Here is a 26,267-nt window from a genome sequence, read left to right as displayed (position 1 = left end):
ATCACACCGCCGCCCGCGGGCCGCAGCAGCGAGCAGCGACGGGCGACACCACACCGAGGGAGCGAGCGCATGGCGGAGAAGAGCCGGATCGGCGTCACCGGGCTGGCGGTGATGGGCGCCAACCTGGCCCGGAACATCGCGAGCCGCGGCGTTCCGGTCGCTGTGCACAACCGCACCGCCGCGAAGACCGAGCAGTTCATGGCCGAGCACGGGAGCGAGGGCGCGTTCACCGCCACCGAGTCCGTCGAGGACTTCGTCGACGCGCTGGAGCGGCCGCGGCGGATCATCGTGATGGTCAAGGCGGGCAAGCCCGTCGACGCCGTGATCGCCGAGCTCACCCCGTTGCTCGACGAGGGCGACATCATCATCGACGCGGGCAACTCGCACTTCCCGGACACCGTGCGCCGCGCCGAGGAGTGCGCCGCGAACGGCATCCGGTTCATGGGTGTCGGCGTGTCCGGCGGCGAGGAGGGCGCGCTGCTCGGGCCGAGCATCATGCCCGGCGGCGACCCGGAGGCCTACGCGGAGGTCGAGGAGATCTTCACCGCGATCTCGGCGAAGGTCGACGACACCCCGTGCTGCGTGCACGTCGGCCCGGGCGGCGCCGGGCACTACGTGAAGATGGTGCACAACGGCATCGAGTACGCCGACATCCAGCTCATCGCCGAGGCGTACGACCTGCTCACGCACGTCGCCGGGTTCGACGCCCCGGCGATCGGGAAGATCTTCGAGGAGTGGAACACCGGGGACCTCGAGTCCTTCCTCATCGAGATCACCGGCAAGGTCCTGGCGAAGACGGACGAGCGGACCGGCCGCCCGCTCGTCGACGTCATCGTCGACCAGGCGGGCCAGAAGGGCACCGGCACCTGGACGGCGATCGACGCCCTGCAGCTCGGCATCCCGCTGACCGGCATCACCGAGGCCGTGTTCGCCCGCGGGCTCTCGGCGTTGCGCACCGAGCGGGCCGAGGCGGCGAAGACGCTCGCCGGCCCGACCCCGGCCAAGGGCGCGGACGAGGGCCTGGTCGACGACATCCGCCAGGCGCTCTACGCGTCCAAGGTCGTGGCGTACGCGCAGGGCTTCGCCCAGATGCGCGCGGCGTCGGTGGAGAACGGCTGGGACCTCGAGCTGGGCGAGATGGCCACCATCTGGCGCGGCGGCTGCATCATCCGGGCGCAGTTCCTCAACCGGATCCGCGAGGCCTACGACGAGCATCCCGACCTGGACAACCTGCTCATGGTCCCGTACTTCACCGAGGCCGTCGCGAACGCGCAGGACGCGTGGCGGCGGGTGGTGACCCGGGCGACCGAGCAGGGCGTCGCGATCCCGGCCTTCTCGTCGTCGTTGAGCTACTACGACGGCTACCGCCGGGAGCGCGGTCCGGCCAACCTCATCCAGGGCCTGCGGGACTACTTCGGCGCCCACACCTACCGCCGGATCGACGCGGAAGGCTCCTTCCACACGCGCTGGGCGCAGGACGGCTCGGAGGTCCGCACCGACTGAGCCCCCGGGCCCCGGGATCCGCACGAACGGCACTCTCGTGCAGACCTACCGCACGAGAGTGCCGTTCGTGCGATCGAGGCGCGAGGTCCTCGCCGGTGCGCCGCGGTCCGGGCGACTGCGGTCAGGTCGAGCCGCGACCCGCCCGTCACCAGGGGCCTCCCGAAGCCCGGGAGGGACTAGGGTCTGGCGTCGTGTCCAGGCGCGACGAGGCCGCGGCGACCCGGCGGGCGGTGCTGCGGGCGGCCGCGCTGCTCCCGCTGGCCGCCGCCTGCTCCCGCGTGCCCTCGGTCCCTTCCGCCCCTCCGACGTCGACCGAGGGATCCTCGACCCCTGCGCCCGCGGCGACGTCACCGGCACGCCCGCCCACCGGCGAGGTCGAGCACGCGTCGACCGGTCGCCCGGAGGTCGCGCTCACCTTCCACGGGGCCGGGGACCTCGACCTGGCCCGGCAGGTCCTCGGAACGCTGCACGACCGGGGCGCCGGCGTGACGGTCCTGGCCGTCGGGACGTGGCTGCAGCAGTACCCGGACGCGGTGCGGGTCGTCACCGACCTCGGGCACGAGCTGGGCAACCACACCTGGTCGCACCGGGACGTCGACGGGCTGAGCGAGGCCGCCGCGCGCACCGAGATCGAGCGCTGCCGTGACCTGATCGCGGCGGCGACCGGCGGACCGGGGGCGTTCTTCCGGCCCTCGCAGGCCCGGCACGCCACGCCCGCGGTGCGCGCCCTGGCCGCCGCGGCGGGCTATCCGACCGTGCTGTCGTACGACGTGGACTCGCGGGACTTCATCGATCCCGGGCCCGCCGCGATCCGGCGTGCGGCCGGCGCCGCGACCGCGGGCAGCGTCGTCAGCATGCATCTGGGCCATCCGGAGACCCTGGCCGCGCTGCCGGGGCTCCTCGACGACCTCACCGCCCGTGGCCTGCGCCCGGTCACGGCGAGCAGGCTGTTCGGCTGAACGATCCGGATGCCCGAGGGGGACACGTGACAGGTGGACGACGACGGCTGGCACTGGCGGCCGTGGCGGGGGCGGCGGCGTTGCTCGCGGCCTGCAGCGGCGGGGGGACGAGCTCGGTACCGGCGACCGACGCGTCGCCCGCGCCGAGGCCCTCCCCGGCGGCGGCCGGCGACGCTCTGCCCGGCATGCCGCCGGTCACCGACCCGCACGACGTCTACGCCGATGCCGGGGCGAACATGCTCTCGGACGCCGCGAAGGCCGCGAAGCCCCTGGTCTACGTGCCGCACACGAAGTCGGGGGAGGTCCGGGTGATCGACCCGACCACGTTCGCCGTCGTCGGGACCTACCGGCTCGGCGGGGAGCTGCAGCACGTCGTGCCCTCGTGGGACATGCGCACGCTCTACGCCACGGACGACATCCTCAACAAGGTCGTTCCCTTCGATCCGGTGACCGGGGAGCCGGGCCCGGCGATCCCGGTGCAGGATCCCTACAACATGTACTTCACCCCGGACGGCAGCACGGCGATCTCGGTCGCCGAGGCGCAGAAGCGGCTCGTGTTCTACGACCCGCACACCTGGGCGCAGCAGGGCGACCTGCCGATCCCGGACTGCGCCGGCATCGACCACGCCGACTTCACCCCGGACGGCCGCACCGCGGTGTTCACCTGCGAGTTCGCCGGACGGGTGGCGGTGGTCGACGTCGCGAACCGCACTCTGCTGCGCACGATCGACATGCCGACCCGCAACACCCACATGGGCCCGCAGGACATCAAGCTCGCCCCGGACGGCTCGGTCTTCTACGTCGCCGACCACGACCAGAACGGCCTCTGGGTGCTCGACGGCGCGGCCACCCGCGTCCTCCGCGAGATCCCGACCGGGCACGGCGCCCACGGTCTCTACCTCTCCCGGGACGCCACCCGGCTGTTCGTCACGAATCGGCACGAGGGCTCGATCAGCGTCCTCGACGCCTACACCGGCGCGCTGATCACGACCTGGCACATCCCGGGCGGCGGCAGCCCGGACATGGGCAACGTGACCGCGGACGGCAGCCAGCTGTGGCTCTCGGGCCGCTACGACCGGGAGGTCTACGTCCTCTCGACGACCGACGGCAGCCTGATCCGGAAGATCGACGTCGGCAACGGCCCGCACGGGCTGTGCGTGTGGCCCCAGCCCGGCCGGTACTCGCTCGGGCACACCGGGATCACCCGGTGACCCACGAGATGCCGTGAGCGGCGAGGAGCGGGACACCGTCGCCGGGTCCCGCGCGGCAGGCCGCACCGAGCGGTTGTTCCGGATCGCGCTGCTCGTCAAGGGCATCGACGGGGTGACGGAGCTGGTCGGGGCGGTGGTGCTGATCGCGGTGTCCGGTGCGGCCGTGCACCGCCTCGTCGCCGAGGTCCTCGCCCACGACCTGCTCGGCCCGCCCGACGGCACCCTCGCCCGGCACTTCGTCGCCGGGACCACCGAGTTCGTGTCCGGTGACCGCACGTTCGCCGTGCTCTACCTGGCCCTGCACGGGGTGGTGAAGCTGGCGCTGGTGGTGGCGCTGCTGCGCAAGTGGCTGCCGGCCTACCCGGTCGCGATCGCCGTCCTGCTGGTGTTCGTGGGGTACGAGGTGGCCCGGGCGGTCCACACGGGGTCGCTCGTGCTGCCCTTCCTCGCCGTCCTCGACCTCGCGATCACGGTGCTGGTGATCCGCGAGTACCGGATGCTGCGAAGGGAGCGGCGCGCAGGCTAGGCGGCGGCCTTCGTCCGCAGGTGCTGCACGATCTCGCGCGCCGCCGCCCGGCCCGCCCGGTTGGCGCCGATGGTGCTGGCCGACGGCCCGTAGCCGACGAGGTGCACCCGCGGATCGGCCACGGCGCGGGTGCCGTCGAGCGCGATCCCGCCCTGCGGCGAGCGCAGGTGCAGCGGGGCGAGGTGCCCGATCGCCGGCCGCCAGCCGGTGGCCCAGAGGAGGACGTCGGCGGGCTCGGTGGTGCCGTCCGCCCAGGCCACGCCGACGGGCGTGATGCGGGAGAACATCGGGCGACGGTCGAGCACGCCGCTCTCGATCCCCTCGCGGTACGCCGGGCTCAGCGGCAGGCCGGTCACGCTCACCACCGGCCGCGGCGGCAGGCCCGCCCGCACCCGCTGCTCGACGAGCGCGACCGCCTCGCGCCCGGCGACGTCGTCGAACGGGCCCTCGCGCCAGCGCGGCGGTGTGCGGGTGACCCAGGTGGTCGCGGCAGCGACCGGCGCGATCTGCAGCAGGAACTGCACGGCCGAGGTCCCGCCCCCGATCACGACCACGCGCTGCCCCGCGAACGCCTCCGGGCCGGGGAAGTCCACGGCGTGCAGCTGGCGGCCGCGGAACTCCCGGGCGCCGGGGTAGGTGGGGACGAACGGGCGGGTCCAGGTGCCGGTGGCGTTGATCAGAGCCTGCGCGGTCCAGGTCCGGGCGTCCGCGTCGACACCGACGGTCGGCTCCGCCTCCACGACGAGATCCGGGCCCACCGAGCGCACCGCCGCGACCCGCACCGGCCGCCGGACCTGCAGGTCGAACTCCCGTTCGTACGCCGCGAAGTACTCGGGCACCACCCGGTTGGCCGGGCGGTCGGGCTCTGCGGGGGCGAACTCGAGCCCGGGGAGGGAGTGGATGCGGTGCGCGGAGAAGGCGTCGCCGGCCACGCGGAGGGTGTCCCACCGGTGCCGCCACGCCCCGCCCGGCGCCTCGTCGGCGTCGAGCACGACGAAGCCGGCGCCGGGCTCGAGCCCGGCGCGGCGCAGCCCCCAGGCGGCGGAGAGTCCGGCCTGCCCCGCGCCGATCACCACGACCTGGGTGTCCACGCTCGCCTACAACGCGCGAGCGGCGGCGATCAGTCCCGCACGGCGAACCGCTCGGTCCAGATCCGGACGTCGGCGAAGGTCGCGTTGCCGCCGCACACCACCAGCCCGAGCCGCGCACCCGGCCCGACCCGGTCGAGGATCCGGCGGGCGGCCGGGACCAGGCACCCCGCGGCCGGTTCCGTCCAGAGTTTGGCGTGTGCGGCGAGGTCGAGCGTGCCGCGCACGGCCTCGGCGTCGGGCACCACGACGACGTCCGTGACCAGGGCCGTGACGTGCTCGTACGTCAGTCGGGACGCCGAGGGAGCACTCAGCGAGGTGACGATCGACGAGAGCGTGACCGGCGTGGGCCCGCCCGCGGTGATCGCCGCGGACATGGCTTCGGCGCCGGTCGTCTCCACGCCCCAGACCCGGACGCCGGGCCGCCGGGCGTGCAGCGCCGCGGCGACGCCCGAGATCAGCCCGCCGCCCCCGATGCTGACCAGGACGTCGGTGAGCTCACCGGCGTCCTCGGCCAGCTCGAGCCCGACGGTGCCCTGCGCCGCGACGACCACCGGGTCGTCGAACGGGTGCACCATCGTCCGGCCGGCCTCCTGCAGCTCCGCGGCCAGCACGAACGCCCCGGCGATGTCCGGGGTGAGCCGCACGTCCGACCCGGTGGCCCGGCAGGCCGCGACCGTGCGCGACGACGCCGACTCCGGCATCACGACCGCCGCGTCGATCCCGAGCGCGGCGGCCATCTCGGCGACGGCGATGCCGTGGTTGCCGCCGCTCACCGCGACGACGCCCGCGGCCCGCTCCTCGGGCGTGAGCGACAGCAGCTTCGCCGTCGCCCCGCGCGCCTTGAACGACCCGGTGCGTTGCAGCAGCTCCAGCTTCGCCGTGACCGGCACCCCGAGCAGCGCCGACAGGCCCGGGCTCTCCACCGTCGGCGTCCGGACGACGTGTCCGGTGATGCGCTCGGCGGCAGCGGTGATCTCCGGGAGGCCGATCAGGGAGCTGCTGAGTGTCACTCCTAGATCGTGCCCTGCTCGGTGGTGCCGGCGGGGATCGGCGTGAAGGTCTTCACGTCGAGCGGGGCGGCGAGCCGGCCCTCCAGGGCGGCACGGGCCTCGGCGAGGGCCGGCGCGGCGCCGTGGGTCTCGAGCGCCTCGGCCGACTCCCAGCGCTCGACGAACACCAGGTCGGTCGAGTCGTCGGTGCTCTCGTGCAGGGCGTACTTCCCGCAGCCCGGCTCGTCGTGCACCTTCGGGATGGCGGCGAGGAGGGCCTCGCGGACGGCCTGCTCCTCGCCGGGCTTGGGCGAGACGGTGGCGACGACGATCACGGGGCTCATCGGGGATGCTCCTTCAGCGGTTGAGGATGCGGTTGAGGGCGGGGGCGACGTCGCGGTGGGTGTGCACCGGGTGCAGGGTGCCGTGGCCGAGGCGGGCGAGGTCACGGCCCAGTGGCAGGTCGTGCTCGCCGTCGGTCTCGAGCAGGACGTGCAGCTCACCGAAGCGGCGGGCCAGCTCCCGGGGGTCGGGGCCGGCGTTGTGCACGGCGTCGGTGAGCAGGATCGCGGTGCGCCGCCGCGCGGCGGAGCGGGCGAGCTCGGCGTGGGCGACCGAGAGCCCGAACCCGACGTTGGTCAGCCCGCGGGCCGGGATCCGCAGCAGCTGGTCCAGCAGCGTCGAGGGCGTGGCCGGGGTGGTGAGCGGCTTGAGCACGGCCGCATCGGACCAGAAGGCGACGAGCGCGAGCTGGTCCGAGGCCCCGGACAGGTCCGCGGACAGGGCGGCGACGGTGGCCGCGGCGATGCGGACCTTCTCCCCCCGCATCGACCCGGAGACGTCGACGATCAGCACCGCGGCGCGGCGACTGCTCATCCGCTCGCGCACGATGATGTCGGTGTCCTCCGGCCGGGGCCGTTCGGCGAGCATCTCGATGGTCTTGTCCAGGTCGATGTCGTCGGAGCGGTAGGCGTAGGGCGCCGAGGCCAGGGCGCCGGTGCCGCGCTCGGCGCGGGCGTCGCGCGGACGCCGGCGCACCGAGAGCCGCCGGGCGATGGCCTGGGCCATCGACGCGACCGCGGGATCGGGCGGTGTGTCCTCGAGCAGTTCGCCGAGCTCCCGCTGCTGTGCCGTCTGCGAGGTCACGAGCACGCCCTGCCCGCCGGCCGGCAGCTCGTCCTGCCCGCCGGACCGGTCCGGGTTCAGCTCGGCGACGACGGGCGCGCCCTTGCCCTTCGAGAACAGCTCGGGCGCGGTGTCGAGGCGCTTGGGCTTGCGCCGCAACGGGGCCAGGTTCCGTCGCTCACCGGGCTCGGCGGTGGGCAGCGCGACGGCGTTGTCCAGGTTCAGGCGGTGCGGGCCCGGCGCTGCCCGCCGGGGGCGGAGAAAAAATGGTTCTCCCAGATCTCGGTGATGACCCGCTCCGGGGTGGCGTCGGAGGCCTCGTCGACCCCGACCCGCGCGGACAGCGCCAGCAGTGCGGCGTCGAGCACGACCCGGGTGTGCTCCGCGCTCGGGTCGATGCGCTGCAGCTCCATCGCGATCGCGACCAGGTCGATCGCGCCCCGCACGGAGGAGCCGCGGCGCAGCTCGGGGTGGGTGCGGGTGTCCCGGGTCAGGGCCACGCCGTCGCCGATCAGGGCGCGGTCCTCGCAGCCGGTGCGCCGGGCGACGATGTCGCCCTCCTCCTCGGCGGACTGGTAGCCCACGGCGAGGCGGCACCAGCGGTCGTAGACCGAGTCGGAGATCCGGGCGGTGCCGACGTTGTCGAACGGGTTCATCGAGGCCAGCACCCGGAACGTCGGGCCCGCGGAGATCGTGCCGACGCGGGGCACGGTGACCGCGCGCTCGGCCATCGCGCCGAGCAGCACGTTGAGCGTGTCCTCGGGGGCGCGGTTGAGCTCCTCGATGTAGAGGAACCCGCCGCGCTGCATGGCCTCGACCAGCGGGCCGGGCACGAAGTTCTCCGCGGAGTAGTCCTCCTGCAGCACCCGGGCGGGATTGTGGTGCCCGACCAGCCGCGCGGGGGTGAGCTCGGCGTTGCCCTCCACCAGCACGAACGGCACGTCCCAGTGCTCGGTGATGGCCCGCAGCATCGTCGACTTCGATGTCCCGGGCGGGCCCTCGAGCAGGATGTCGCGGCCCGCGGCCACCGCCGCCAGTACGAGGGTCAGCTCGCGGTCGCGGCCGACCACGGCCTGCGCGATGGCGTCCCGCGCGGCGCCGTCGACCGTCGGGCTCGTCGTTGATGCACTCACATCACCATCCGACAGGCCTGGCGATCGTTCGTCAACCGGCTCTCGGGACGACCGGCGGTGGGTGGGTCGACGCTGTGGTGCGGATCACAGCGCGGTGGCCCGCTCCCGCTCAACCGCCCTCCAGGATCTCCTTCAGCCGCCGCAGGTCGGCCTCGTTCGCCCGACGCATCGCGGCGGCCACGGCCGGGGCGGCCACGGCCCGGAAACCGTGCGGTTCGCCCCGGTTGCGCAGGGTCATCGTGGTGCCGCCCCCGCCCGCCGGTTCCCAGGTGTAGGTCGTCTCCATCGGGAACGGGCCCTGGGCGGTGCGCATGGTCACGCGCTCGCCCGGCACGAGGTCCACGATCTCGTAGGTGTAGGCGAGGGTTCTGCCCAGGAACCGCGCCACGAAGGCGATCTCGCTGCCCCTCGCCAGCGGCGGCGGCGTGCGCCACTCCACCGAGCGGATGTTCGCGTACCAGCGCGGGGCGGTGTCCGGGTCGGAGGCGAACGCGGCGACCTCCTCGACGGGGCGCGCGATGGTCGTGCGGGTGACGACGTCGACGGCCACGGTCAGCCCATCGTCCTCGCGCCGTCGATCGCCTCGCGGATGATGTCGGCGTGGCCCGCGTGCTGCGAGGTCTCGGCGATCACGTGCAGCAGCACCCGGCGCACCGACCACACCGCGCCCGGCTCGAACCAGGGGGCGCGGGGCAGCGGCCGGGTGGCATCGAGGTCCGCGGTGGCCACGACCTCGTCCGTGGCCGCGGCGACCCGGTCGTACTGCTCGAGCAGGGCGGGCAGCGTGTCCTCCTCGGCGAGCACGAACCGGGTGTCCACGAACTCGCCGGACTCCGTCGCGGCCCGCATCGCGGCCTCGTCGAGGTCGGCGTCGCCGCCCATCGCGTCCGGCTTGCCCCGGGCGAAGTCGATCCAGCCCTGCTCCGTGTCCGCGACGTGCTTGATCAGCGACGCCAGGGTCAGCTCGCTGACGGTGCTGCGGGTGCGGGCCTGCTCCTCGGTGACGCCGACGACGGTCTGCCGCAGGAACCCACGGTGCCGGCGCAGCGACTCCAGCAGGTCCGCGCGCTCACGGGTGAGGGTGGTGGTCATGGCGGCCTCCTCGCGTCCGGCAGCAGGTCGGGTGGGCACCTCGAGCGCACATCATGGTTCCACGACGCGACAGGACACGACCGGAAGGCGCGTCGTGGAACCATGATGTGCACGGACGGTCAGCTGACGGGCACCACGTCGGGTGCGCCCATCCGGGCGGAGTCCGCGGTGGCGTCGTCGGGCATGGTCTGGCTCTCCCGCTCGGCGGCGACCCGGCCGCGGTAGTGCTCGACCTCCTTGGCCTTCTGCTCCTCGGTCCAGCCCAGCACCGGGGCGATCAGTTCCGCGGCCTCCTGCGCGGCGCCGAGGCCGCGGTCGAAGGTCTCGATGCTGATGCGGGTGCGCCGGGTGAGGACGTCGTCGAGGTGCATCGCGCCCTCGTTCCCGGCGGCGTAGACGATCTCGGCGCGGATGTGGTCCGGCGCCCCGGCCAGCGGCTCCCCGAGGGTCTTGTCCTCGGCGACGAGGTCCAGGACCTCGTCGATCAGCGAGCCGTACCGCCCCAGCAGGCTCTCGATCCGGGCCGGGTGCAGCCCCGAGCGCTCCGCGATGACGTGCACCGAGTTCTTCAGCGCCTCGTACCCCTCGGCGCCGAGCAGCGGTACGTCCTTGGTGACGGACTCGGGCACCTTGGCGTCGAGGCCGTGCACGGCGGCGTCGACGGCGTCCTTGGCCATCACCCGGTAGGTCGTGTACTTCCCGCCCGCGACGACGACCAGCCCCGGCACCGGGGTGGCGACGGCGTGCTCGCGGGAGAGCTTCGACGTGGTGTCCGACTCGCCGGCCAGCAGCGGCCGCAGCCCCGCGTAGACGCCCTCGACGTCCTCGTGGGTCAGCGGCTGCTCCAGCACGGAGTTGACCTGCCCGAGCAGGTAGTCGATGTCCGCCTTCGAGGCGGCCGGGTGGGCCTTGTCGAGGTCCCAGTCGGTGTCGGTGGTGCCGATGATCCAGTGCCGGCCCCACGGGATCACGAACAGCACGGACGTCTCGGTGCGCAGGATCAGCCCGGAGTCCGAGCGGATCCGGTCCCGCGGCACCACCAGGTGGATGCCCTTGGACGCACGGACGTGGAACCGGCCGCGCTCGCCGGCCAGGCCCTGGGTCTCGTCCGTCCACACGCCGGTGGCGTTGATGACCTGCTTGGTCCGCAGCGTGACGGTGTCGCCGGTCTCGAGGTCGTGGACCTCGGCACCGATGACGCGGCCGGACTCCTTGAGGAGCCCGACGACGCGCGCGCGGGTGGCGACGTGCGCCCCGTAGGCCGCGGCGGTCCGGGCGACGAACATGGTGTGCCGCGCGTCGTCGACCTGGCCGTCGTAGTACTGCAGGGCGCCGACCAGGGCGTCCTTGCGCAGCGACGGCACGATCCTGCGTGCGCCGCGGCGGGTGAGGTGCCGGTGGTGCGGCACGCCGCGGGACTCCCCGGACAGGAGGCCGAGGGTGTCGTAGAGCGCCACGCCGGTGCCGGCGTACAGCCGCTCCCAGAGATGGTGCTTGAGCGGGTAGATGAACGGCACCGGGTGGACCAGGTGCGGGGCGAGCTTCTGGATCAGCAGCCCCCGCTCCTGCAGCGCCTCGGCGACGAGCCGGAAGTCCAGCATCTCCAGGTAGCGCAGACCGCCGTGGATGAGCTTGGAGCTGCGGCTCGACGTCCCGGCGGCGAAGTCACGGGCCTCCACGAGGCCGACGCGCAGGCCGCGGGTGGCGGCGTCGAGGGCAGCCCCGCTCCCCACGACGCCGCCGCCGACGACGAGAACGTCGAGCTCCTCCCGGGCCATGTCCTCCAGCGCCCGGGTGCGGGCGGCGGGGGAGAGCGCGACGGATCTCATGATCAGTTCAGTCCTTTCCAGCAGGTGGTCGAGGCGGTGTGGCCCCGACTCGACCGGACGGGTCGACTCAGTCGACCTCTACCCAGTCCAACGTCCGTTGGACCGCCTTCTTCCACTGGGCGTAGCCGGCCTCGCGCTGTTCCGCCGACCACTGCGGGTCCCAGTGCTTGGACTCGTTCCAGTTCTCGCGGAGCTCGTCGGTGTCCTTCCAGAACCCGACGGCCAGCCCCGCGGCGTAGGCCGCGCCGAGCGCCGTCGTCTCGGCGACGACGGGCCGCGAGACCTGGACGCCCAGGACGTCGGCCTGGATCTGCATGCACAGCTCGTTGGCGGTGACCCCGCCGTCGACCTTGAGGACCTCGAGGTGCACCCCCGAGTCCTTCTCCATCGCGTCGGCGACGTCCCTGCTCTGGTAGCAGATCGCCTCGAGGGTGGCCCGGGCCAGGTGGGCGTTGGTGTTGTACCGGGACAGCCCGACGATCGCGCCGCGGGCGTCGGAACGCCAGTACGGGGCGAACAGGCCGGAGAAGGCCGGCACGAAGTACACCCCGCCGTTGTCCTCGACCTGGCGGGCCAGGGACTCGGACTGCGCGGCGCCGGAGATGATGCCGAGCTGGTCGCGCAGCCACTGCACCGCCGACCCGGTGACGGCGATCGAGCCCTCCAGGGCGTAGACCGCCGGCTCGTCGCCGAACCGGTAGCAGACGGTGGTCAGCAGGCCCGAGTCCGAGCGGACGAGCTCGGTCCCGGTGTTGAGCAGCATGAAGTTGCCGGTGCCGTAGGTGTTCTTGGCCTCGCCGGGCGACAGGCACACCTGCCCGACCATCGCGGCCTGCTGGTCGCCGAGGATGCCGGTGATCGGGACCTCACCACCGAGCGGCCCGTTCGCCAGAGTCCTGCCGTACGGCTCGGGGGAGCTCGACGAGCAGATCCTCGGCAGCATCGACCGCGGGATCCCGAAGAGGGCGAGCAGCTCGTCGTCCCAGTCGAGGGTCTCCAGGTCCATGAGCATGGTCCGGCTGGCGTTGGTCACGTCCGTGATGTGCACGCCGCCGTTCGGCCCGCCGGTGAGGTTCCAGACCACCCAGCTGTCGGTGTTGCCGAAGATCGCGTCGCCGCGCTCGGCGGCCTCGCGGGCACCGTCGACGTTCTCCAGGATCCACTGGATCTTGCCGCCGGAGAAGTAGGTCGCGGGCGGCAGGCCGGCCTTGCGCCGGATCGTGTCGCCGTGGCCGTCGCGCTCCAGCTTGGAGGCGATCCGGTCGGTGCGGGTGTCCTGCCAGACGATCGCGTTGTAGAGCGGCCGCCCGGTGTTCTTGTCCCACACGACCGTCGTCTCGCGCTGGTTGGTGATCCCGAGCGCCCCGAGGTCCTTCGCGGACAGCCCGGTCTTGTTCAGGCCCGTCTGGACGACCGAGGAGGTGCGCTCCCAGATCTCGACGGGGTTGTGCTCGACCCAGCCCGCCTCGGGGAGGATCTGTTCGTGTTCGAGCTGGTGGCGGCCCACCTCGTTGCCGGCGTGGTCGAAGATCATGAACCGGGTGCTCGTCGTCCCCTGGTCGACGGCGCCGATGTACTCGGGCATCTGCTCCTCCTCGGTGACTCGGCGGTGGGTCAGGCCTCGCGGCCCTGGGCCTCGACCGGCTCGCGGCCGACCGGCTGGGGGCCTTCGTCGGCCGTCAGGTAGCGGCCGATCAGGATCTTGAAGAACGCGCCGCCCACCAGGCCGCCGACGATCGGTGCCACGATGGGCAACCACCAGTACTGGGCGCCGCCCGGCTCGATCCAGGCCGTGTCGTACCCGGTGATCCAGGAGGCGAACCGCGGGCCGAAGTCGCGGGCCGGGTTGATGGCGTAGCCGGCGTTGGCGCCCCACGCCATGCCGATGGCCACGACGATGAACCCGATCACGACGGGCGCGAGGTTGGCCAGGGGCGGGTTGTTCCGGACGTTGACCAGTGCGAAGACCAGGAAGACCAGGATCGCGGTACCGACCACCTGGTCGAGGAACGCCGTCGGGATGGAGACGCCGCCCCCGCCGTTGCCCGGCAGCGTCGAGAACACGATCTGGGTCGCGAACGTGTGGTCGGGATCGGCCCGGTTGATCAGGTCGGAGTAGGTGACCCGGACGATCAGCGCCGCCACGAAGGCGCCGAGGACCTGGGCGACGATGTAGGGGGCGACCTTGCGCCAGGGGAAGCCCTGGTAGGCGGCGAAGGCGATGGTGACGGCGGGATTGATGTGGGCGCCGGAGATCCGGGCCGCGGTGTACACGCCGAGCGTGACCCCCAGTCCCCAGGCCCAGGCGATCGAGTCGTGGTTGCCGAGCGGGCTGTCCGCAGGTGCCGTGACCACCTGTGCCACGACACCCGTGCCGAACAAGATCAGGATCATCGTCCCGGCGAACTCGGCACTGAGTTCACCGAGGGTGGAGTTCCGCATCGAACTCTCCTTCCGGTCGTGACGGCCCCCGTCCGGGCGTGGTGCGCCGAGCGGGGGCCGAACGGGGACAGACGCTAGGAACGCGCCCGCGGCGCGACAACGGCCGTCGTTCGACAATGCCGAACTGCTCCTGTCGACGGGGTCACACCACCCCGTAGGCTCCCATCCGTGCCGGGACCGATCCAGTCCGTCGAGCGCGCCGCGGCGATCCTGCGTCTGCTCGGTGGCGCCGGTCGGCCGCTGGCCCTCGCCGAACTGGCGGCGGCGCTGGACCTGCCCCGACCGACCGTGCACGGGATCGTCCGCACCCTGCGCGACGAGGGCCTGGTCGACCAGGACCGGACCACCGCGCTGTACCGGCCGGGTACCGGGCTGCGCCGGCTCGGCGGCGGGTGGGACCGGCACGACCTGCGGGCGCACGCGATGAACTGGGCGGACGCCCTGGCCGGAGGGACAGGGTGCGCGGTGTTCCTCGCGGTGCCGGCCGGCCCGGTCGCGGGTCTGGTGCACCACGTCTTCCGGCCGGACGGCTCGCCGCAGACCCTGCGCACCAACACCGAACAACCACTGCACGCCACGGCCTGGGGGAAGTGCCTGCTGGCATTCGCCCCGGTCGCGACGCCGCCCGCCCGCGAGCTGGAGCTGCGCCGCTACACCGGCCGCACGGCGACCACGGTGGCGATGCTGGAGGCCCATCTCGCCGCGACCCGGGCCCGCGGCCTGGCGACGGACGTGGGCGAGTTCGAGACGGGGTCCGGCGGGGCGGCCGTGCCGCTGCGCTCGGGCGGCGGGCTCACCGTCGCCTCGCTCGGCATCGCCGGACCCGTCGAAGAGCTGTTCGGCGGGGGCGGCGAGCCGCGCCGGCACCTCGCCGAGCAGCTGCAGCACGCCGGCCGGGAGATCTCCGCCTCGCTGGTGACGCCCCGATGAGCGAGCCGCGCACCTCGCCGACGCGCGAGCGGGTGGTCGCGGCCATCGACCAGGGCACCACCTCGACGCGCTGCCTGCTGTTCTCCCGCTCCGGCCGGATGCTCGCCGTGGCCCAGCGGGAGCACCGCCAGCACTACCCCGAGCCGGGACGGGTGGAGCACGACGCCGAGGAGATCTGGCGCAACGTCGCGCGGGTGGTGCCGGAGGCGCTGCGCCGGGCCGGACTGGAGCCGGAGAACATCGTGGCGCTCGGGATCGCCAACCAGCGCGAGACCACGGTGATCCGGAACCGGCACACCGGCGCGCCGCTGGCCCGCGCGATCACCTGGCAGGACACCAGGACCGGCCCGATCGTCGCCCGGCTGGTCGAGGAAGGGCTCGGTCCGCTCTACGCGGCGACGAGCGGGTTCGGCCCCGCGACCTACTTCGCCGGCCCGCGGCTGCGCTGGCTGCTCGACCACGTGCCGGGCGCCCGGGCGGGGGCCGAGGCGGGCGACGTGCTGTTCGGGACCATGGAGAGCTGGCTGATCTGGCGGCTCACCGGTGGACCCGCGGGCGGCGTGCACGTCACGGACGTCACCAACGCGAGCCGCACCATGCTGATGGACCTGCGGACCCTCGAGTGGTCGCCGAAGCTGCTCGGGGCGCTGCGCGTCCCCGAGCGGATGCTGCCGGAGATCCGGTCCAACGCCGAGGTCTACGGGGTGTGCTCGGAGGTGCTGCCCGGGGTGCCGGTGGCCGGGGCGCTGGGGGACCAGCAGGCCGCGCTCGTCGGGCAGACCTGTTTCGCGCCCGGCGAGGTCAAGTGCACCTACGGCACCGGGGCCTTCCTGCTCAAGAACACCGGCGCGCGGATCGGCGGCTCGGCGCAGGGGCTGATCCCGACGGTCGGCTACCTGGTGGGGGAGCGGCCCGTCTACGCGTTGGAGGGCTCGATCGCCGTCACCGGCTCGCTGGTGCAGTGGTTCCGGGACTCGCTCGGGATGATCGGCACGGCCGCGCAGATCGAGACGCTGGCGATGACGGTGCCGGACAACGGCGGCTGCTACGTCGTGCCCGCCTTCTCCGGGCTCTACGCCCCGCACTGGCAGGCGAACGCCCGCGGCGTCATCGTCGGTCTGACCAGCTACATCACCCGCGGGCACCTGGCCAGGGCGGTGCTGGAGGCCACCGCGTGGCAGACCCGCGAGGTGGTCGACGCGATGAACGCCGAGTCCGGCCTCCCGGTCACCCGGCTCAGGGCCGACGGCGGGATGACGGCCGACCACCTGCTCATGCAGTACGTCGCCGACGTGCTCGACGTGCCGGTGGAGCGCCCGCTCGGTTCCGAGGCCGTCTCGCTCGGGGCGGCCTACGCCGCGGGGCTGGCGGTGGGGCACTGGCCGGACCTCGAGGTGCTGCGCGCCAACTGGCACCGCGCGGCGATGTGGGAGCCGGCCATGGACCCGCGGGTGCGCGAGCGCGAGCGCGAGAACTGGGCCCGCGCGGTGGCCCGCAGCTACGACTGGGTGCGCTGACCGAACGGTCACGCCCTCAGCCCGCCACCTCCGCGCCGTGGCGCACCACCGCCCACACGACGAGGGCGGACACGACCAGGATGACGGTGGCCCCCACGGGGTAGGCGACGAGGAAGGCCAGCTGGACGACTCCGTTGAAGCCCGCCACCAGGACCGCCACCACCCGTGCCCACCCGGCTCCGCGGAGCAGGGCCGGCGCGGCCGCGAGCTCCACCACCCCGAGGGCCAGCAGGACCCAGCCCCACGTGGTGGCCTCCAGCAGAAGGACCCGGTCGGCGTCGGCGACCACGAACCCGCCCCGGGCGAGCGCACTGATCCCGTCCCAGACGTTCCAGCACCCGAGCAGGAACAGCAGCACCGCGGCCAGTCGCACGACCACGACCCAGCGCGTCCGCCGGGGGACGCGCGGCTGTCCGGCGGTGACGTCTCCGGTCACGTCGGTCCTCCTCCGTCGGTGGGGCCGTGTCCGGGCAGGGTGGCTCGGCCGTCGGGGCCGGGTCGTCATCTGCTGCGGGTGAACGACGGCCGCACGGGCAGGGTGGTTGTCTGCCGGGGTCATGGGCGGCGCCGGCCGGGGCTCGGCAGCGTGGCGTCGCGTCGCGTGGCGTTCACCTGCTCGATCGGCGGGTCGGGAGCGCTCCGGCCGGACGCGAACCGGTTCGCCGTCGACCGTTCGGTGGTCTCCGTCGATCGAGGGCGTCGAGGGGAGCGGGGATCGGCAGCCGGCCGGGCGGAGTGCGCGGCGTTCCGGGGCAGAGCGGAAACCCCGCGAGGAGCGCTGGGCCGAGCTCATCGAGGTCGCCACCCAGGTGTTCTACGAGAAGGGCTACGACGGCGCGTCCCTGCAGGACCTCGCCGACCGGCTGGGGATGCTCAAGGGCAGCCTCTACTACTACATCCAGTCCAAGGAGGACCTGCTCTTCGACGTGATCAGCGCCGTCCACACGGAGGGCCTGGCCGTCGTGCGGTCCCGGACGGAGGTGGCCGGCAGCCCGCTGGACCGGCTGGAGAGCGTGATCCGCGGGCACGTCGAGCACACCTGCCGCAACCTGGTCCCACCGCGGTGTTCCTGCACGAGCTCTCGGCGCTCCCGCCGGAGCGGCGGCAGGACATCCTGGGCTCCGAGCACGCCGAGGTCTGCGGATCACTCGGCGGTGGTCCCCGCGGTCAGTGCGGCGACGAGCGCCCAGTCCGGCGCGGCGGGGTGCAGGCTCTGGAGCTCCTGGGCCGAACGGGCGGCGGGCCCGTCGGCGACCCGCGCGGCCAGCAGATCGGCGGCGGGCGCTCCCGGGAGCTCGCCGACCTGCACGAGCCCGGTGTCGAGCCGGGACCAGGCGACGGCGTACCGGTCACCCGCCTCGGCCAGCGCGGCCAGGGCGGAGCGGTGGGCGGCGACGGCACGGCACGGCTTGCCGGCCGCCCGTTCGACGGCGGCGACCTCCTGCCACGCGGCGGCGACCTCGGCGGGCAGGCCGAGGGTCCGGTAGAGCGCCAGCGCGGCGTGCAGGTCGGCGAGCGCCGCGGCCGGCCGGCCGCGGCGGCGGGCGAGGTGTGCGCGGTCGGTGAGCGCGTGGGCGTGGGCGGCGTCGTCGCGGCTTGCGAGCAGCTCGACCGCCAGGTCGAGGGCGATGCGGGCCTCCCGCACCGCCCTGCCCGTTCCGTCCCCGCCCGGTCCGGCCTCGCGCGGCGGGGCCCCGCCCGGTCCGGCCTCGCTCGATCCGGTCGCACCGGGCTCGGTCGCGTTCGCTCCGGTCCCGTCCGGGTCGGGGTCCTCGGCGAGGACCGCGGCCAGGCGGTGCGCGGCCCGGCCCAGCAGCAGCGGGTCCCCGGTGCGGTCCGCGAGGTCGAGGGCGGCGGAGGCGGCGGCGAGGGCGGCGGTGCCGTCGGCGCGCACGGCTCGCCCGGTGGCGAGACGGACCAGCACGTCGGCGGCCGCGACGGGGTCCGCGTGCCCGGCGGGATGGTCGGACCTCGGGAGGCAGGCCCGGGGATCGACCGGCGGAGCGGCCGCGGGACACGCGCCGCCGCCCGGTCGAGCCGCCCCAGGGGCCGCGCCGGGATCGAGCTCGGGGCCGACCCCGGCATCGGCCCCCGGATCGATGTCCCGATCGGCGCGGGCACCCCGGACGTCGCCGGGATCCGCCTCCGTGGGAAGTGCCTCGACGACGGCGGTGGGGATCGCGCACCACGGCCCGTCGCCCGGCCCCGGCCGCGGGCTCAGCAGCCCTTTCCGGAGCAGCGCCCGCAGCAGCGCGCCGACCGGCACGCCGTCGCCGAGCAGCGCCCCGCACCGGGCGGGGTCGACAAGTGACAGCCCGGTGGCCAGCGCGGCCTCCAGCACCTCCCGCTCGGCCGCGGACAGGGCGGCGAGGGCGATGCGGGCCGCGGCCCGGGCGGCCGATGCCGCGTCGTGCGGGGCCGGCTGCACTCGGCGGAACTCCCGGAGGGCCGCCGCGGGGCCGGCGCCGGCGAGGAGGCGGGCGGCGAGAGGCGAGCCCTGGCACGCGGCGAGCAACGTCCCGGGCGTGACGGTGGGCGGCACCCCGGCCGCCGGCGGAGCGGGCGGCTCCGCCCCGGACGACGACGGCTCCGCGGACCGCGCGACGGACGGCTCCGGCGCCGCCTCGCACGGCTCGCCCGGTCCCGCAGGGCAGAGCAGCGGCGGCGGCCCCGAGGCCGGTCCGCAGTGGTGGGACCCCGGCGGCGGGAGAACCCCGGACGCCGCGTGCGGTCCGAGTGCGGCCACGGGGACCACGGCCAGCCCGTCGAGGCGCAGCTCGTCGAGCGGGTTCGCGGCCGTGACCAGCGCCGCGGACCCGCTGCCGGGCAGCAGCGCGCGGACCTGTGCCGCCGAGCGGGCGCCGTCGAGCACGAGGAGGGTGGGCGCGGCGGCGAGCACCGCCCGCAGCAGCGCTGCCCTGCGCGGCGTCGAGGCCGGGATGTCCCCGGCGCTCACCCCGAGGTCGCGCAGCAGCTCCCGCAGCGCCGGTCCGGGATCGGGGCCGGCCAGGGGGACGAACCGGACCCCGCCCCCGTACCGCGCGGACAGGCGGGCGGCGGCGGCGAGGGCCAGGGCCGTGGTCCCGAGCCCGGGTTCTCCGGCGAGCACGACGCCGGGGCGCCCGGCGGCGACCGCCTGCAGCACCGCCGTCAGCTCGTCCTCGCGGCCGGCGGGGGTGTCCGCCTCGACCGGGGGCGCCGGCGCGGGTTCGAGTACCAGCCGCCCCACCTGCACGACGGTCCCGACCGGTCCGGTCACCCGCAGGTCCAGCTCCGGCTCGCTCACCTGCGACCCCGGTGGTCCGGCCGGCCGAGGGTGAGGCCGCCGCGCAGCTCACGGGCCTGGACGACGGACCCGACCTGGCCGCCGTCGGCGATCTCGATGCGCATCCCCGCGGGGCGCTGCCCGGGCGGCTCCGGCCCGCTGCGTCCCGTCCCGACCGTGCGGTCCGCGGCGGCCGGCAGCGGACCGCCGGTGTGCAGCCAGGCGTGTCCGGAGAACATCTTCGCCGGCTCGACCACGAACACCCGCCGGAAGTCGCGCTCCCGCACCACCCCGCGCAGTTCGCCGAAGAGCGGGTCGGACAGCGCCAGCGCGAGATCGACGGCCGGCCGGCCGGCCAGGTCGGCGCGCAGCGCGCGCGACCCGAGGAACCGGCAGGTCCGCACCACGCCGCCGCCCGCGAAGCCGTTGCGGGCGGGGCGGCCGGGACCGTGGTGGGCGGCCGCGCGCAGCCGCAGCCGCTCCTGCGGCGTGGTCCGGTTGAGGTCCGCCAGCCCGCGGCGCAGCGCCCCCAGCATCGTGACGACGGCGGCGGGTTCCGCAGCGAGATCCAGCAGAGCCACCTCGCCGTCGCCGTTGGGCTGGCGCAGCGGGGCCGTCCCCGCCGCCCGCCACGCGGCGTCGAGCAGCGTGGCGAGGGCGTCCTGGGCCCGTTCCTGCGCCGCGTCCGAGCGCCTGCCGTAGCCCTCCAGGTCGATCGCGACGCACAACCGGTGCCCCGCCGGCCCCCGGCGTCCGACCACGCGTCCCCCCGTATCCCCGTTCCCCCGCCGCTCGGGAGCCTACGGGCCGAGGGCGTCCGGCAGGTAGGTTCGGCGTGCGGGCCACCCGGTCCGCACGGCGCTGGGAGGTGACGGGTCGGTGACGACCCAGGAGCGGACGGACGGGGCGTACGGCCCGCGTCCCCCCGGGTCCGAACCTGCCCTGGATCCCGCGCTGTGGGAGGCGCTGCGCGGCCTCGGGCACCCCGCGGAGTTCGCCTCCGGCGCCACGATCCTCTTCCAGGGTTCCCCGTCGGAGTCGATGCTGCTGCTGGAGGAGGGTCTGGCCGCGGTCAGCGTGACGGCGGCCGACGGTGTCGAGGTGTTCCTCGGTTTCCGTGGGCCCGGCGCCCTGCTCGGGGAGTTCGGCTACGTCGACCGCAGGCCGCGTTCCGCGATGGTCCGCGCGGCCGCGCCCACCCGGTGCCGGGTCCTGCCCCGCCCGGCGCTCGACCGCTTCCTCGGTGCCGACCCGGAGGCGCAGCGGGCGGTCGCGGCCGCCGTGGTCGCCAAGATGCGGGCGATGACCGATCGGCGCGTCCGGTACACGCAGGGCCGCGTCGGCACCCGGATCGGCCGGGTCCTGCTCGACCACGCCCGCGACTTCGGCGTGCCGGGCCCCGGCGGCACCGTGATGCTCGACGTGCCGCTGGCCCAGCCCCGGATCGCCGACCTGGTCGGCGCCAAGCCGCGGATCGTCGGCCTGGAGCTGGCCCGGCTGCAGGAGGCCGGGCTGGTCGACACCGGCTACCGGTCCTCGCCGCGGAAGCTGCGCGTGCTCGATCCAGGCGGCCTGGCGTGCCGGCTGGGCGAGTCGGGGACCTGATCCCCGCAGGTGGCACGGGTGCGACATCATCAGGCCCGATCCCGGCGATCATCGCCGTCCGACGACCGGCGAGGGGAAGGACCCGCGGTGAGCTCTGAACCGGAACCCGAGGACGGAGTCGTGCCGGCCCCCTCCGGGTTCGCCGTGGACGAGGACATGCTCGCGCTGCTCGGGCACGACGGCGCGGCCCTGCCGACGGAGCTCCCGCTCGGCTCCTGGTGACCCACGACGGCGAGCCAGCGGCGCGCCCGCGCCTCGGCCGCCCGGTCCCCGGCGGCCACCGCGGCCCGCAGCGCCGCCGCCAGCTCGACCGTCGCCGCGCTCGCCCGCCCCGCTGCGGCGAGGGCCTCGCCCAGACCCTGCCGCAGGCCCGCCGGCTCCGGTACGCCCCGCTCCCCGGACACCGCGCCGCCGCGGCGGTACGCCTCGACCGCCCCGGCGAGGTCCCCCGCGAGCCGGCGCGCCTCGCCGATGCCGTGCCAGGTCGCGGCCTGCCCCGCGGCGTGGTCCAGCACCCGGAACCGCTCCAGCGCCCCGGCCAGGCACTGCAGCGCGCGGTCGCCCGGGCCGCGTTGCGAGGCGACGACGCCCAGCCCGTGCAGGGCCCAGGCGGCGGTCTCCAAGGCCTCGGCCCCCCGGTGCGTGCGCAGCAACCCGATGACGCGGAGGTAGAGCAGTTCGGCCCGGCCCGGCTCCCCGAGCTCGTGGTGGACGTCGGCGCGCGCCCGCACCGCCCCGGCCGCCCCGACCGGGTCCCCGGCGGCGAGGAAGCGCTGCTCGGCCCCGTCGAGGAGGGCCAGCGCCAGATCACGGCGGCCCCGCCCGCGCTGGGCGGCGGCGATCCGCACCTGCAGTTCCGCCCGCCGCTCGGGTGGCCCCTCCGTCTCCGCCCGCCGCAGCGCCGCCGCCTGCACCCGGTGCCAGTGGGGCCAGGGTCCCCGCAGCGCGTGCCGGTCGGCGAGGACGTCGGCGAGCTGGTCCAGGCCGGGGCGGTCGTACCGCTCGAGGTCCTCGGCCACCACCACGAGGTTGTCCCACTCGGCCGCGAACCAGCCGTGGTCCGGGGCGCGCCCCGGCGTGGGGCGTGCCCGGTCGAGGGCCCGGGCGTAGTGGTGCGCGACCCGCTCCCGGGCCCCGGTCGACAGCCGCTCGCCGCCGGTGTCGCGCAGCGCCTCCTCCGCGAACCGCCGGGCGGGGCCGCGCAGCGCGTAGCGGGCGCCCGGCAGCCGGTCGACGAGGTGGGCCGCGACCAGCACGGCGAGCGCCGGTTCGACGTACTCGGGGTCCAGGCCGGCGAGCGCCGCGGCGGTGGCGGGCGTGACGTCGGCGAGCGGGAGGACCCCGAGGCCGCGCAGGACCCGGCGCTCGGTCGGCCCGAGGTGGGCATAGGCCGCGGCGAGCGACGCGCGCAGCGTCCGGTCGCCGATCTGCAGCCCGGCGAGCATGCGGTGCCGGCCGAGGAGTGCGGCGGCGAGCCGGTCCGGCGTCAGCCCGGGCTCGGCGGCGAGCCGCGCCGCGGCGATCCGCAGCGCGAGCGGCAGGCCGTCGCACACCGCGGCGAGCTCGTCGACGCCCGGGCCGGGGCCGCCGAGCAGGGCGCGGGCGTCGTCGAGACCCAGGTCGCCCACCTCGACGCGGACCGCCGCGTCGTCGGGCAGCGCGAGCGGGCCCTCCGCGGTCAGCAGGGCGAACGACCCGGTCCGGGCAGGCAGGAGCCCGACGACGACCGCGGCGTCGGCGACGTCGTCGAGCAGGAGCAGGACGCGTCGCTCGGCCAGGGCGGCCCGCAGCGCCGCACGGGCCTCGTCGGCCGCGGCGGGGACGGGCAGGCCCAACCCCGCGAGCAGCCGGGTCGCCGGTGCCTCCGGGCCCGGGAGGCGGTCGCGGAGGTCCTCGGTGAGGACCCCGTCGGGGAACAGCGGGGCGAGGCGATGGGCGGCCTCGACGGCCAGCGACGTGGTCCCGGAGCCGGGACGACCGGACAGCACCGCCGCCCGCACCGGCCCCCGGACCGCGCGGGTGATCTCCGCGAGCTCGCGGTGCCGCCCGAGGAACCCGGCCGGGCGCGGCGGCAGGCCGGCTCCCGGCGCCGGGGCCCCGCCCAGCGGGACGGCGAGGGTCCCGATCTGCACGGCGGCGCCGACCGGGGCGTCGAGGTGCAGCGTCAGGCGCGAGGGACCCGCCACCCCGTGCTCACCTCCCGCCGTGCGTCGTGATCAGTCTCGTCGATCACCACATGGTCCGGGACCGGGCCGCGTCCCGTGGCCGCGCCCCGGGCAGGTGTCATCAACGGCAACATTGCAGCAAGCCGACCAGGGCGGGCGACAGCGAGCGGCTGACAGCGAGCGGAAGGAGGCGGCGGCGATGCCGCAGAAGGGGCTGGACCCCCTGCAGGAGGACCTTCCCGAGCCGGTCCGCGCCGTCGTCACGGCTCTGCGAGCCTTGTACACCGACGGGCCCTTCGACCGGCTGCGCCAGGTCGAGGAGGCGATCGTGCGCGCCCGCACCGAGCATCCCGGCCTGGTCACCGTCTCCTCCGCCACCTGCTCCCGGATGCTGGGCCCGCGCCGCACGTCCGACGGGCGCACCGCGCTGCCGCGCTGGCCCTCGGTACGGGCCTTCCTGGTCGTGCACGGCGTGGACCCGGACCCGTTCGAGGGGCGCTGGGCCGCGGCGCGGGAGGCCTGGGCCGCCGGCGACGAGCCGGAGGAGCGTGCGGCCACGGCGGACCCCGCCGGGGAGCCCGCCGCGAGCGCGGCCGAAGGAAGCGGCGGAGCTCGCCCCGGAACGGCCGGGGGACCTGCCGGGGACCCGCCCGCCCCGGCCGCGGCGCGGTCCCGCCGCTCCCGGGTCGTGGGGCTCGTCCTCGCCAGCCTCGCCCTGTTCGGCGCCGGGACCGCGTTCGGGCTGGTCCTCGGTCGCGGGTCCGCCGGGGAGCAGGCCGTGGCGGTCTCCCCGCTCGCGTTGCCCGGTGCGACCGAGAGCAGCGTGACGGCCGGCCCCACCGGGGTGAACTGCGACGTCGGCGGCGACGGCGGCGACGTACGAGACGTCCGACTCGTCTCCGTCGCCTCCGACGACGGGGAGCCGGGGATCCCGATCCGGATCCGCGTCGACCTCGAGATCGTCCGGCCCGCCGACCCGGGCCACACCTACTGGCTGATGCTGCGGCTGTTCACCGAGGGCATGCCGTTCTTCGCGAAGGCGCCGGTGCGGACCGACTCCGGCCCGGCCTCGTTCGTGCTGACCTTCGATTCCCCGATCGGATCGGTCCGCGACCTGTTCGTGGTGGACGCGGACGCCGGCGCGGGAGACCGGCTCCGGGAGAGCTACGAGCACGACGGGGACAGCGGCTGGGCGCAGAAGCGCGGCGCGCTCCCGCCGGGCACGGACGTGGTGTCGGGCACCTGTCGGGTCGAGCGGACCCGGTGAGCGCGGTGGCGGAGTGGCCCGCGCCGTTTTCGTCCTGATACGGGCGAAGGGTCCCGGCTCTCGGTAGCGTGCCCCGGTACGTCGGGTCGGCGGGTAGCGCGGACCACCACCGCGGAGGAGGACGGGTGCTCGAGGTGAGCGGGCTGGCGTGGGGCGTGACGATCGGCGCGGTCGTCCTGCTGCTCGCGCTGGACCTCGTGGTGGCGGCCCTGAAGCCGCACCGCGTCGGGTTCCGCGAGGCGGTCGCGTGGTCGGTCTTCTACATCGCCGTGGCGGTGCTCTTCGGCGTCGTGTTCTGGTACTTCGCCGGCAGCCAGTACGGCATCGAGTACTTCAGCGGCTACCTCGTCGAGAAGAGCCTCTCGGTCGACAACCTGTTCGTCTTCGTGATCATCATGACGACGTTCGCGGTCCCCGAGGAGCACCAGCACAAGGCTCTGACCTTCGGGATCGTGCTCGCGCTGATCATGCGCGGCATCTTCATCGCGGTCGGCGCCACGCTGCTCAACGCGTTCTCGTTCATGTTCCTGGTGTTCGGGCTGCTGCTGCTCTACACCGCCGTCCAGCTCTTCCGGCACCGCGACGAGGACCCGGACGTCGAGGACAACGCCGTGGTCAAGGGTGCGCGGCGGCTCTTCCCGGTCACCGACGACTACCACGGCGGCAGGCTGTTCGCGAAGGTCGACGGCAAGCGGCTGGCCACCCCGCTGTTCATCGTGCTGGTGGCGATCGGCGGCATCGACCTGCTGTTCGCGCTCGACTCCATCCCCGCGGTGTTCGGCGTGACCAACGAGGCCTACATCGTCTTCGCCGCCAACGCCTTCGCCCTGCTCGGCCTGCGCGCGCTGTTCTTCCTGGTCAAGGGTCTGCTCGATCGGCTGGTCTACCTGTCGACGGGGCTGGCGGTCATCCTCGCGTTCATCGGCGTGAAGCTGATCCTGCACTGGCTCCACGTGGACATCAGCCCGTCCGTCCCGGAGATCCCGACCACGCTGAGCCTCGCCGTGATCATCGGCATCCTGGCGATCGTCACGGTCGCGAGCCTGATCAGGACGCGCAACGAGCCCGGCCGGCGGGCGCACGCCGGCTCCCTGCGGGCCAGCAAGAAGGCCCCGGGTGCGGTCGGGACGGCCGAGCAGGAGCGGGACCGCTAGCATGGTGGCGTGCGCCACGCGGGACGGGCACGGTCGGGCTGACCCTGCCGCTGGCGGGGCAGGAGGCCGAGCTGCTGGTCGCACGCCTGCACCGCCTGCCCGCCGTCCGGCACGCGACGGCGGGTGAGCCGGGCTCACACGTCACGTCAGCCCGGGCCCGCCGACGGGGGTGAGCTCGATGTACTCCGGCGGGCCCGCGAGCAACGCCAGCACCGCGCCCAGGCCGGCCTCGCCGAGGTCGCGCTCGAGCGCGGCCTCCGACGCCGCCTCGTCCGTCCACACCTCGGTGACCCAGACGGCGTCCTCCTCGTCCGGGGCGCGGTTGACGATGTAGAGCTCGCACCCGGGCGCGGAGCGCATGCCCTCGGCGACCCGGAGCATGCCCGCGGCCAACGCGGCCCCCTCCCCGGGGGTCGCCATCATCCGGACGTACCTGCCGACGCGGCCGCTCATGCGGCGACCGT

At 74.9% G+C, this 26,267-nt stretch carries 24 protein-coding genes and 1 pseudogene; 10 read left to right on the top strand and 15 right to left on the bottom strand.

Features of this window, described 5'->3' with window-relative positions; genetic code table 11:
* The first annotated feature begins 69 nt into the window (after positions 1-69).
* From gnd to ACL02T_RS06715, 4 genes are all read left to right on the top strand, one after another.
* A complete protein-coding gene (gene gnd, locus ACL02T_RS06730) occupies positions 70-1,503 on the top strand; it encodes an NADP-dependent phosphogluconate dehydrogenase (protein ID WP_412829815.1) in 1,434 nt (477 codons plus the stop codon).
* Between the two features lie 191 nt (positions 1,504-1,694).
* The gene (locus tag ACL02T_RS06725; protein ID WP_412829814.1) at positions 1,695-2,462 is read left to right on the top strand and encodes a polysaccharide deacetylase family protein; all 768 of its coding nucleotides are present in this window, start codon (positions 1,695-1,697) and stop codon (positions 2,460-2,462) included.
* Positions 2,463-2,488: 26 nt separating this feature from the next.
* Positions 2,489-3,673: a YncE family protein gene (locus ACL02T_RS06720; protein ID WP_412829813.1), complete on the top strand. Its 1,185-nt coding sequence runs from the start codon at positions 2,489-2,491 to the stop codon at positions 3,671-3,673.
* A gap of 13 nt (positions 3,674-3,686) precedes the next feature.
* Positions 3,687-4,199, top strand: coding sequence for a DUF2127 domain-containing protein (locus ACL02T_RS06715; RefSeq protein ID WP_412829812.1), 513 nt, complete (start codon positions 3,687-3,689; stop codon positions 4,197-4,199).
* Here ACL02T_RS06715 and ACL02T_RS06710 read toward each other — a convergent pair.
* The 10 genes from ACL02T_RS06710 to ACL02T_RS06665 form a co-directional block, all read right to left on the bottom strand.
* The gene (locus ACL02T_RS06710; protein ID WP_412829811.1) at positions 4,196-5,290 is read right to left on the bottom strand and encodes an FAD-dependent oxidoreductase; all 1,095 of its coding nucleotides are present in this window, start codon (positions 5,288-5,290) and stop codon (positions 4,196-4,198) included. The two genes, ACL02T_RS06715 and ACL02T_RS06710, sit on opposite strands and share 4 nt — an antisense overlap.
* A 29-nt stretch (positions 5,291-5,319) precedes the next feature.
* Positions 5,320-6,300: a threonine ammonia-lyase gene (locus ACL02T_RS06705; protein WP_412829810.1), complete on the bottom strand. Its 981-nt coding sequence runs from the start codon at positions 6,298-6,300 to the stop codon at positions 5,320-5,322.
* 2 nt (positions 6,301-6,302) lie between these two features.
* Positions 6,303-6,623: a putative quinol monooxygenase gene (locus tag ACL02T_RS06700; protein WP_412829809.1), complete on the bottom strand. Its 321-nt coding sequence runs from the start codon at positions 6,621-6,623 to the stop codon at positions 6,303-6,305.
* 13 nt (positions 6,624-6,636) lie between these two features.
* On the bottom strand, positions 6,637-7,563 hold the full coding sequence (locus ACL02T_RS06695) for a vWA domain-containing protein (RefSeq protein WP_412829808.1): 927 nt from the start codon (positions 7,561-7,563) through the stop codon (positions 6,637-6,639).
* Positions 7,564-7,625: 62 nt separating this feature from the next.
* Complete coding sequence (locus tag ACL02T_RS06690; RefSeq protein WP_412829807.1) at positions 7,626-8,537, bottom strand: AAA family ATPase; 912 nt, start codon at positions 8,535-8,537, stop codon at positions 7,626-7,628.
* A gap of 109 nt (positions 8,538-8,646) precedes the next feature.
* Positions 8,647-9,087 (bottom strand): SRPBCC family protein, encoded by a 441-nt coding sequence (locus ACL02T_RS06685; RefSeq protein ID WP_412829806.1) that lies wholly within the window; start codon positions 9,085-9,087, stop codon positions 8,647-8,649.
* Positions 9,088-9,089: 2 nt separating this feature from the next.
* On the bottom strand, positions 9,090-9,629 hold the full coding sequence (locus tag ACL02T_RS06680) for a DinB family protein (RefSeq protein ID WP_412829805.1): 540 nt from the start codon (positions 9,627-9,629) through the stop codon (positions 9,090-9,092).
* A gap of 119 nt (positions 9,630-9,748) precedes the next feature.
* Entirely contained in the window at positions 9,749-11,458 is a 1,710-nt protein-coding gene (locus tag ACL02T_RS06675) for a glycerol-3-phosphate dehydrogenase/oxidase (protein ID WP_412829804.1), read from the bottom strand.
* Positions 11,459-11,525: 67 nt separating this feature from the next.
* A complete protein-coding gene (gene glpK / locus ACL02T_RS06670; protein ID WP_412829803.1) occupies positions 11,526-13,043 on the bottom strand; it encodes a glycerol kinase GlpK in 1,518 nt (505 codons plus the stop codon).
* 29 nt (positions 13,044-13,072) lie between these two features.
* Positions 13,073-13,900 carry an MIP/aquaporin family protein gene (locus ACL02T_RS06665; RefSeq protein WP_412829802.1) on the bottom strand — a complete coding sequence of 276 codons (828 nt, stop codon included), beginning with the start codon at positions 13,898-13,900 and terminating at the stop codon, positions 13,073-13,075.
* Positions 13,901-14,068: 168 nt separating this feature from the next.
* Here ACL02T_RS06665 and ACL02T_RS06660 point away from each other — a divergent pair, with 168 nt between their 5' ends.
* On the top strand, positions 14,069-14,830 hold the full coding sequence (locus ACL02T_RS06660; RefSeq protein WP_412829801.1) for an IclR family transcriptional regulator: 762 nt from the start codon (positions 14,069-14,071) through the stop codon (positions 14,828-14,830).
* Positions 14,827-16,347 (top strand): glycerol kinase GlpK, encoded by a 1,521-nt coding sequence (glpK, locus tag ACL02T_RS06655; protein WP_412829800.1) that lies wholly within the window; start codon positions 14,827-14,829, stop codon positions 16,345-16,347. The genes ACL02T_RS06660 and glpK (ACL02T_RS06655) overlap by 4 nt, the downstream gene beginning before the upstream one ends.
* A 16-nt stretch (positions 16,348-16,363) precedes the next feature.
* Here glpK (ACL02T_RS06655) and ACL02T_RS06650 read toward each other — a convergent pair whose 3' ends face one another.
* Entirely contained in the window at positions 16,364-16,783 is a 420-nt protein-coding gene (locus tag ACL02T_RS06650) for a DUF7144 family membrane protein (RefSeq protein WP_412829799.1), read from the bottom strand.
* Positions 16,784-16,904: 121 nt separating this feature from the next.
* Between ACL02T_RS06650 and ACL02T_RS06645 the strand changes: the two are divergent.
* A pseudogene (locus ACL02T_RS06645) lies at positions 16,905-17,261 on the top strand (TetR/AcrR family transcriptional regulator); the annotation flags it as partial.
* Positions 17,262-17,491: 230 nt separating this feature from the next.
* Here ACL02T_RS06645 and ACL02T_RS06640 read toward each other — a convergent pair.
* Both ACL02T_RS06640 and ACL02T_RS06635 read right to left on the bottom strand, forming a co-directional pair.
* Entirely contained in the window at positions 17,492-19,633 is a 2,142-nt protein-coding gene (locus ACL02T_RS06640; RefSeq protein ID WP_412829798.1) for a hypothetical protein, read from the bottom strand.
* Positions 19,630-20,373, bottom strand: coding sequence for a hypothetical protein (locus ACL02T_RS06635; RefSeq protein WP_412829797.1), 744 nt, complete (start codon positions 20,371-20,373; stop codon positions 19,630-19,632). Before ACL02T_RS06635 ends, ACL02T_RS06640 begins: the two co-directional genes overlap by 4 nt.
* Positions 20,374-20,491: 118 nt before the next feature.
* Here ACL02T_RS06635 and ACL02T_RS06630 point away from each other — a divergent pair, with 118 nt between their 5' ends.
* Positions 20,492-21,217, top strand: coding sequence for a Crp/Fnr family transcriptional regulator (locus tag ACL02T_RS06630; protein ID WP_412829796.1), 726 nt, complete (start codon positions 20,492-20,494; stop codon positions 21,215-21,217).
* 29 nt (positions 21,218-21,246) lie between these two features.
* Here ACL02T_RS06630 and ACL02T_RS06625 read toward each other — a convergent pair whose 3' ends face one another.
* Positions 21,247-23,403 (bottom strand): tetratricopeptide repeat protein, encoded by a 2,157-nt coding sequence (locus tag ACL02T_RS06625; RefSeq protein ID WP_412829795.1) that lies wholly within the window; start codon positions 23,401-23,403, stop codon positions 21,247-21,249.
* A 178-nt stretch (positions 23,404-23,581) separates the two neighbouring features.
* Here ACL02T_RS06625 and ACL02T_RS06620 point away from each other — a divergent pair, with 178 nt between their 5' ends.
* Both ACL02T_RS06620 and ACL02T_RS06615 read left to right on the top strand, forming a co-directional pair.
* Positions 23,582-24,649 carry a hypothetical protein gene (locus tag ACL02T_RS06620; RefSeq protein WP_412829794.1) on the top strand — a complete coding sequence of 356 codons (1,068 nt, stop codon included), beginning with the start codon at positions 23,582-23,584 and terminating at the stop codon, positions 24,647-24,649.
* Between the two features lie 125 nt (positions 24,650-24,774).
* Entirely contained in the window at positions 24,775-25,803 is a 1,029-nt protein-coding gene (locus ACL02T_RS06615) for a TerC family protein (protein ID WP_412829793.1), read from the top strand.
* Positions 25,804-25,944: 141 nt separating this feature from the next.
* Here ACL02T_RS06615 and ACL02T_RS06610 read toward each other — a convergent pair whose 3' ends face one another.
* Complete coding sequence (locus ACL02T_RS06610) at positions 25,945-26,256, bottom strand: putative quinol monooxygenase (RefSeq protein ID WP_412829792.1); 312 nt, start codon at positions 26,254-26,256, stop codon at positions 25,945-25,947.
* Positions 26,257-26,267 lie beyond the last annotated feature (11 nt).

The sequence above is a fragment of the Pseudonocardia oceanicola genome, from assembly GCF_047200735.1.
In the GTDB taxonomy this organism is placed as follows: domain Bacteria; phylum Actinomycetota; class Actinomycetes; order Mycobacteriales; family Pseudonocardiaceae; genus Pseudonocardia.
The sequence above is the reverse complement of the archived record's forward strand: the minus strand, read 5'-3'. Positions and strand labels throughout refer to the sequence as shown.

What these genes read in the sequence shown, in the direction of transcription:
- gnd (WP_412829815.1), top strand. Translation starts at nt 70, where the DNA reads ATGGCGGAGAAGAGCCGGATCGGCGTCACCGGGCTGGCGGTGATGGGC.
- ACL02T_RS06700 (WP_412829809.1), bottom strand. Translation starts at nt 6,623, where the DNA reads ATGAGCCCCGTGATCGTCGTCGCCACCGTCTCGCCCAAGCCCGGCGAG.
- ACL02T_RS06680 (WP_412829805.1), bottom strand. Translation starts at nt 9,629, where the DNA reads ATGACCACCACCCTCACCCGTGAGCGCGCGGACCTGCTGGAGTCGCTG.
- ACL02T_RS06675 (WP_412829804.1), bottom strand. Translation starts at nt 11,458, where the DNA reads ATGAGATCCGTCGCGCTCTCCCCCGCCGCCCGCACCCGGGCGCTGGAG.
- glpK (WP_412829803.1), bottom strand. Translation starts at nt 13,043, where the DNA reads ATGCCCGAGTACATCGGCGCCGTCGACCAGGGGACGACGAGCACCCGG.
- ACL02T_RS06665 (WP_412829802.1), bottom strand. Translation starts at nt 13,900, where the DNA reads ATGCGGAACTCCACCCTCGGTGAACTCAGTGCCGAGTTCGCCGGGACG.
- glpK (WP_412829800.1), top strand. Translation starts at nt 14,827, where the DNA reads ATGAGCGAGCCGCGCACCTCGCCGACGCGCGAGCGGGTGGTCGCGGCC.
- ACL02T_RS06620 (WP_412829794.1), top strand. Translation starts at nt 23,582, where the DNA reads ATGCCGCAGAAGGGGCTGGACCCCCTGCAGGAGGACCTTCCCGAGCCG.
- ACL02T_RS06610 (WP_412829792.1), bottom strand. Translation starts at nt 26,256, where the DNA reads ATGAGCGGCCGCGTCGGCAGGTACGTCCGGATGATGGCGACCCCCGGG.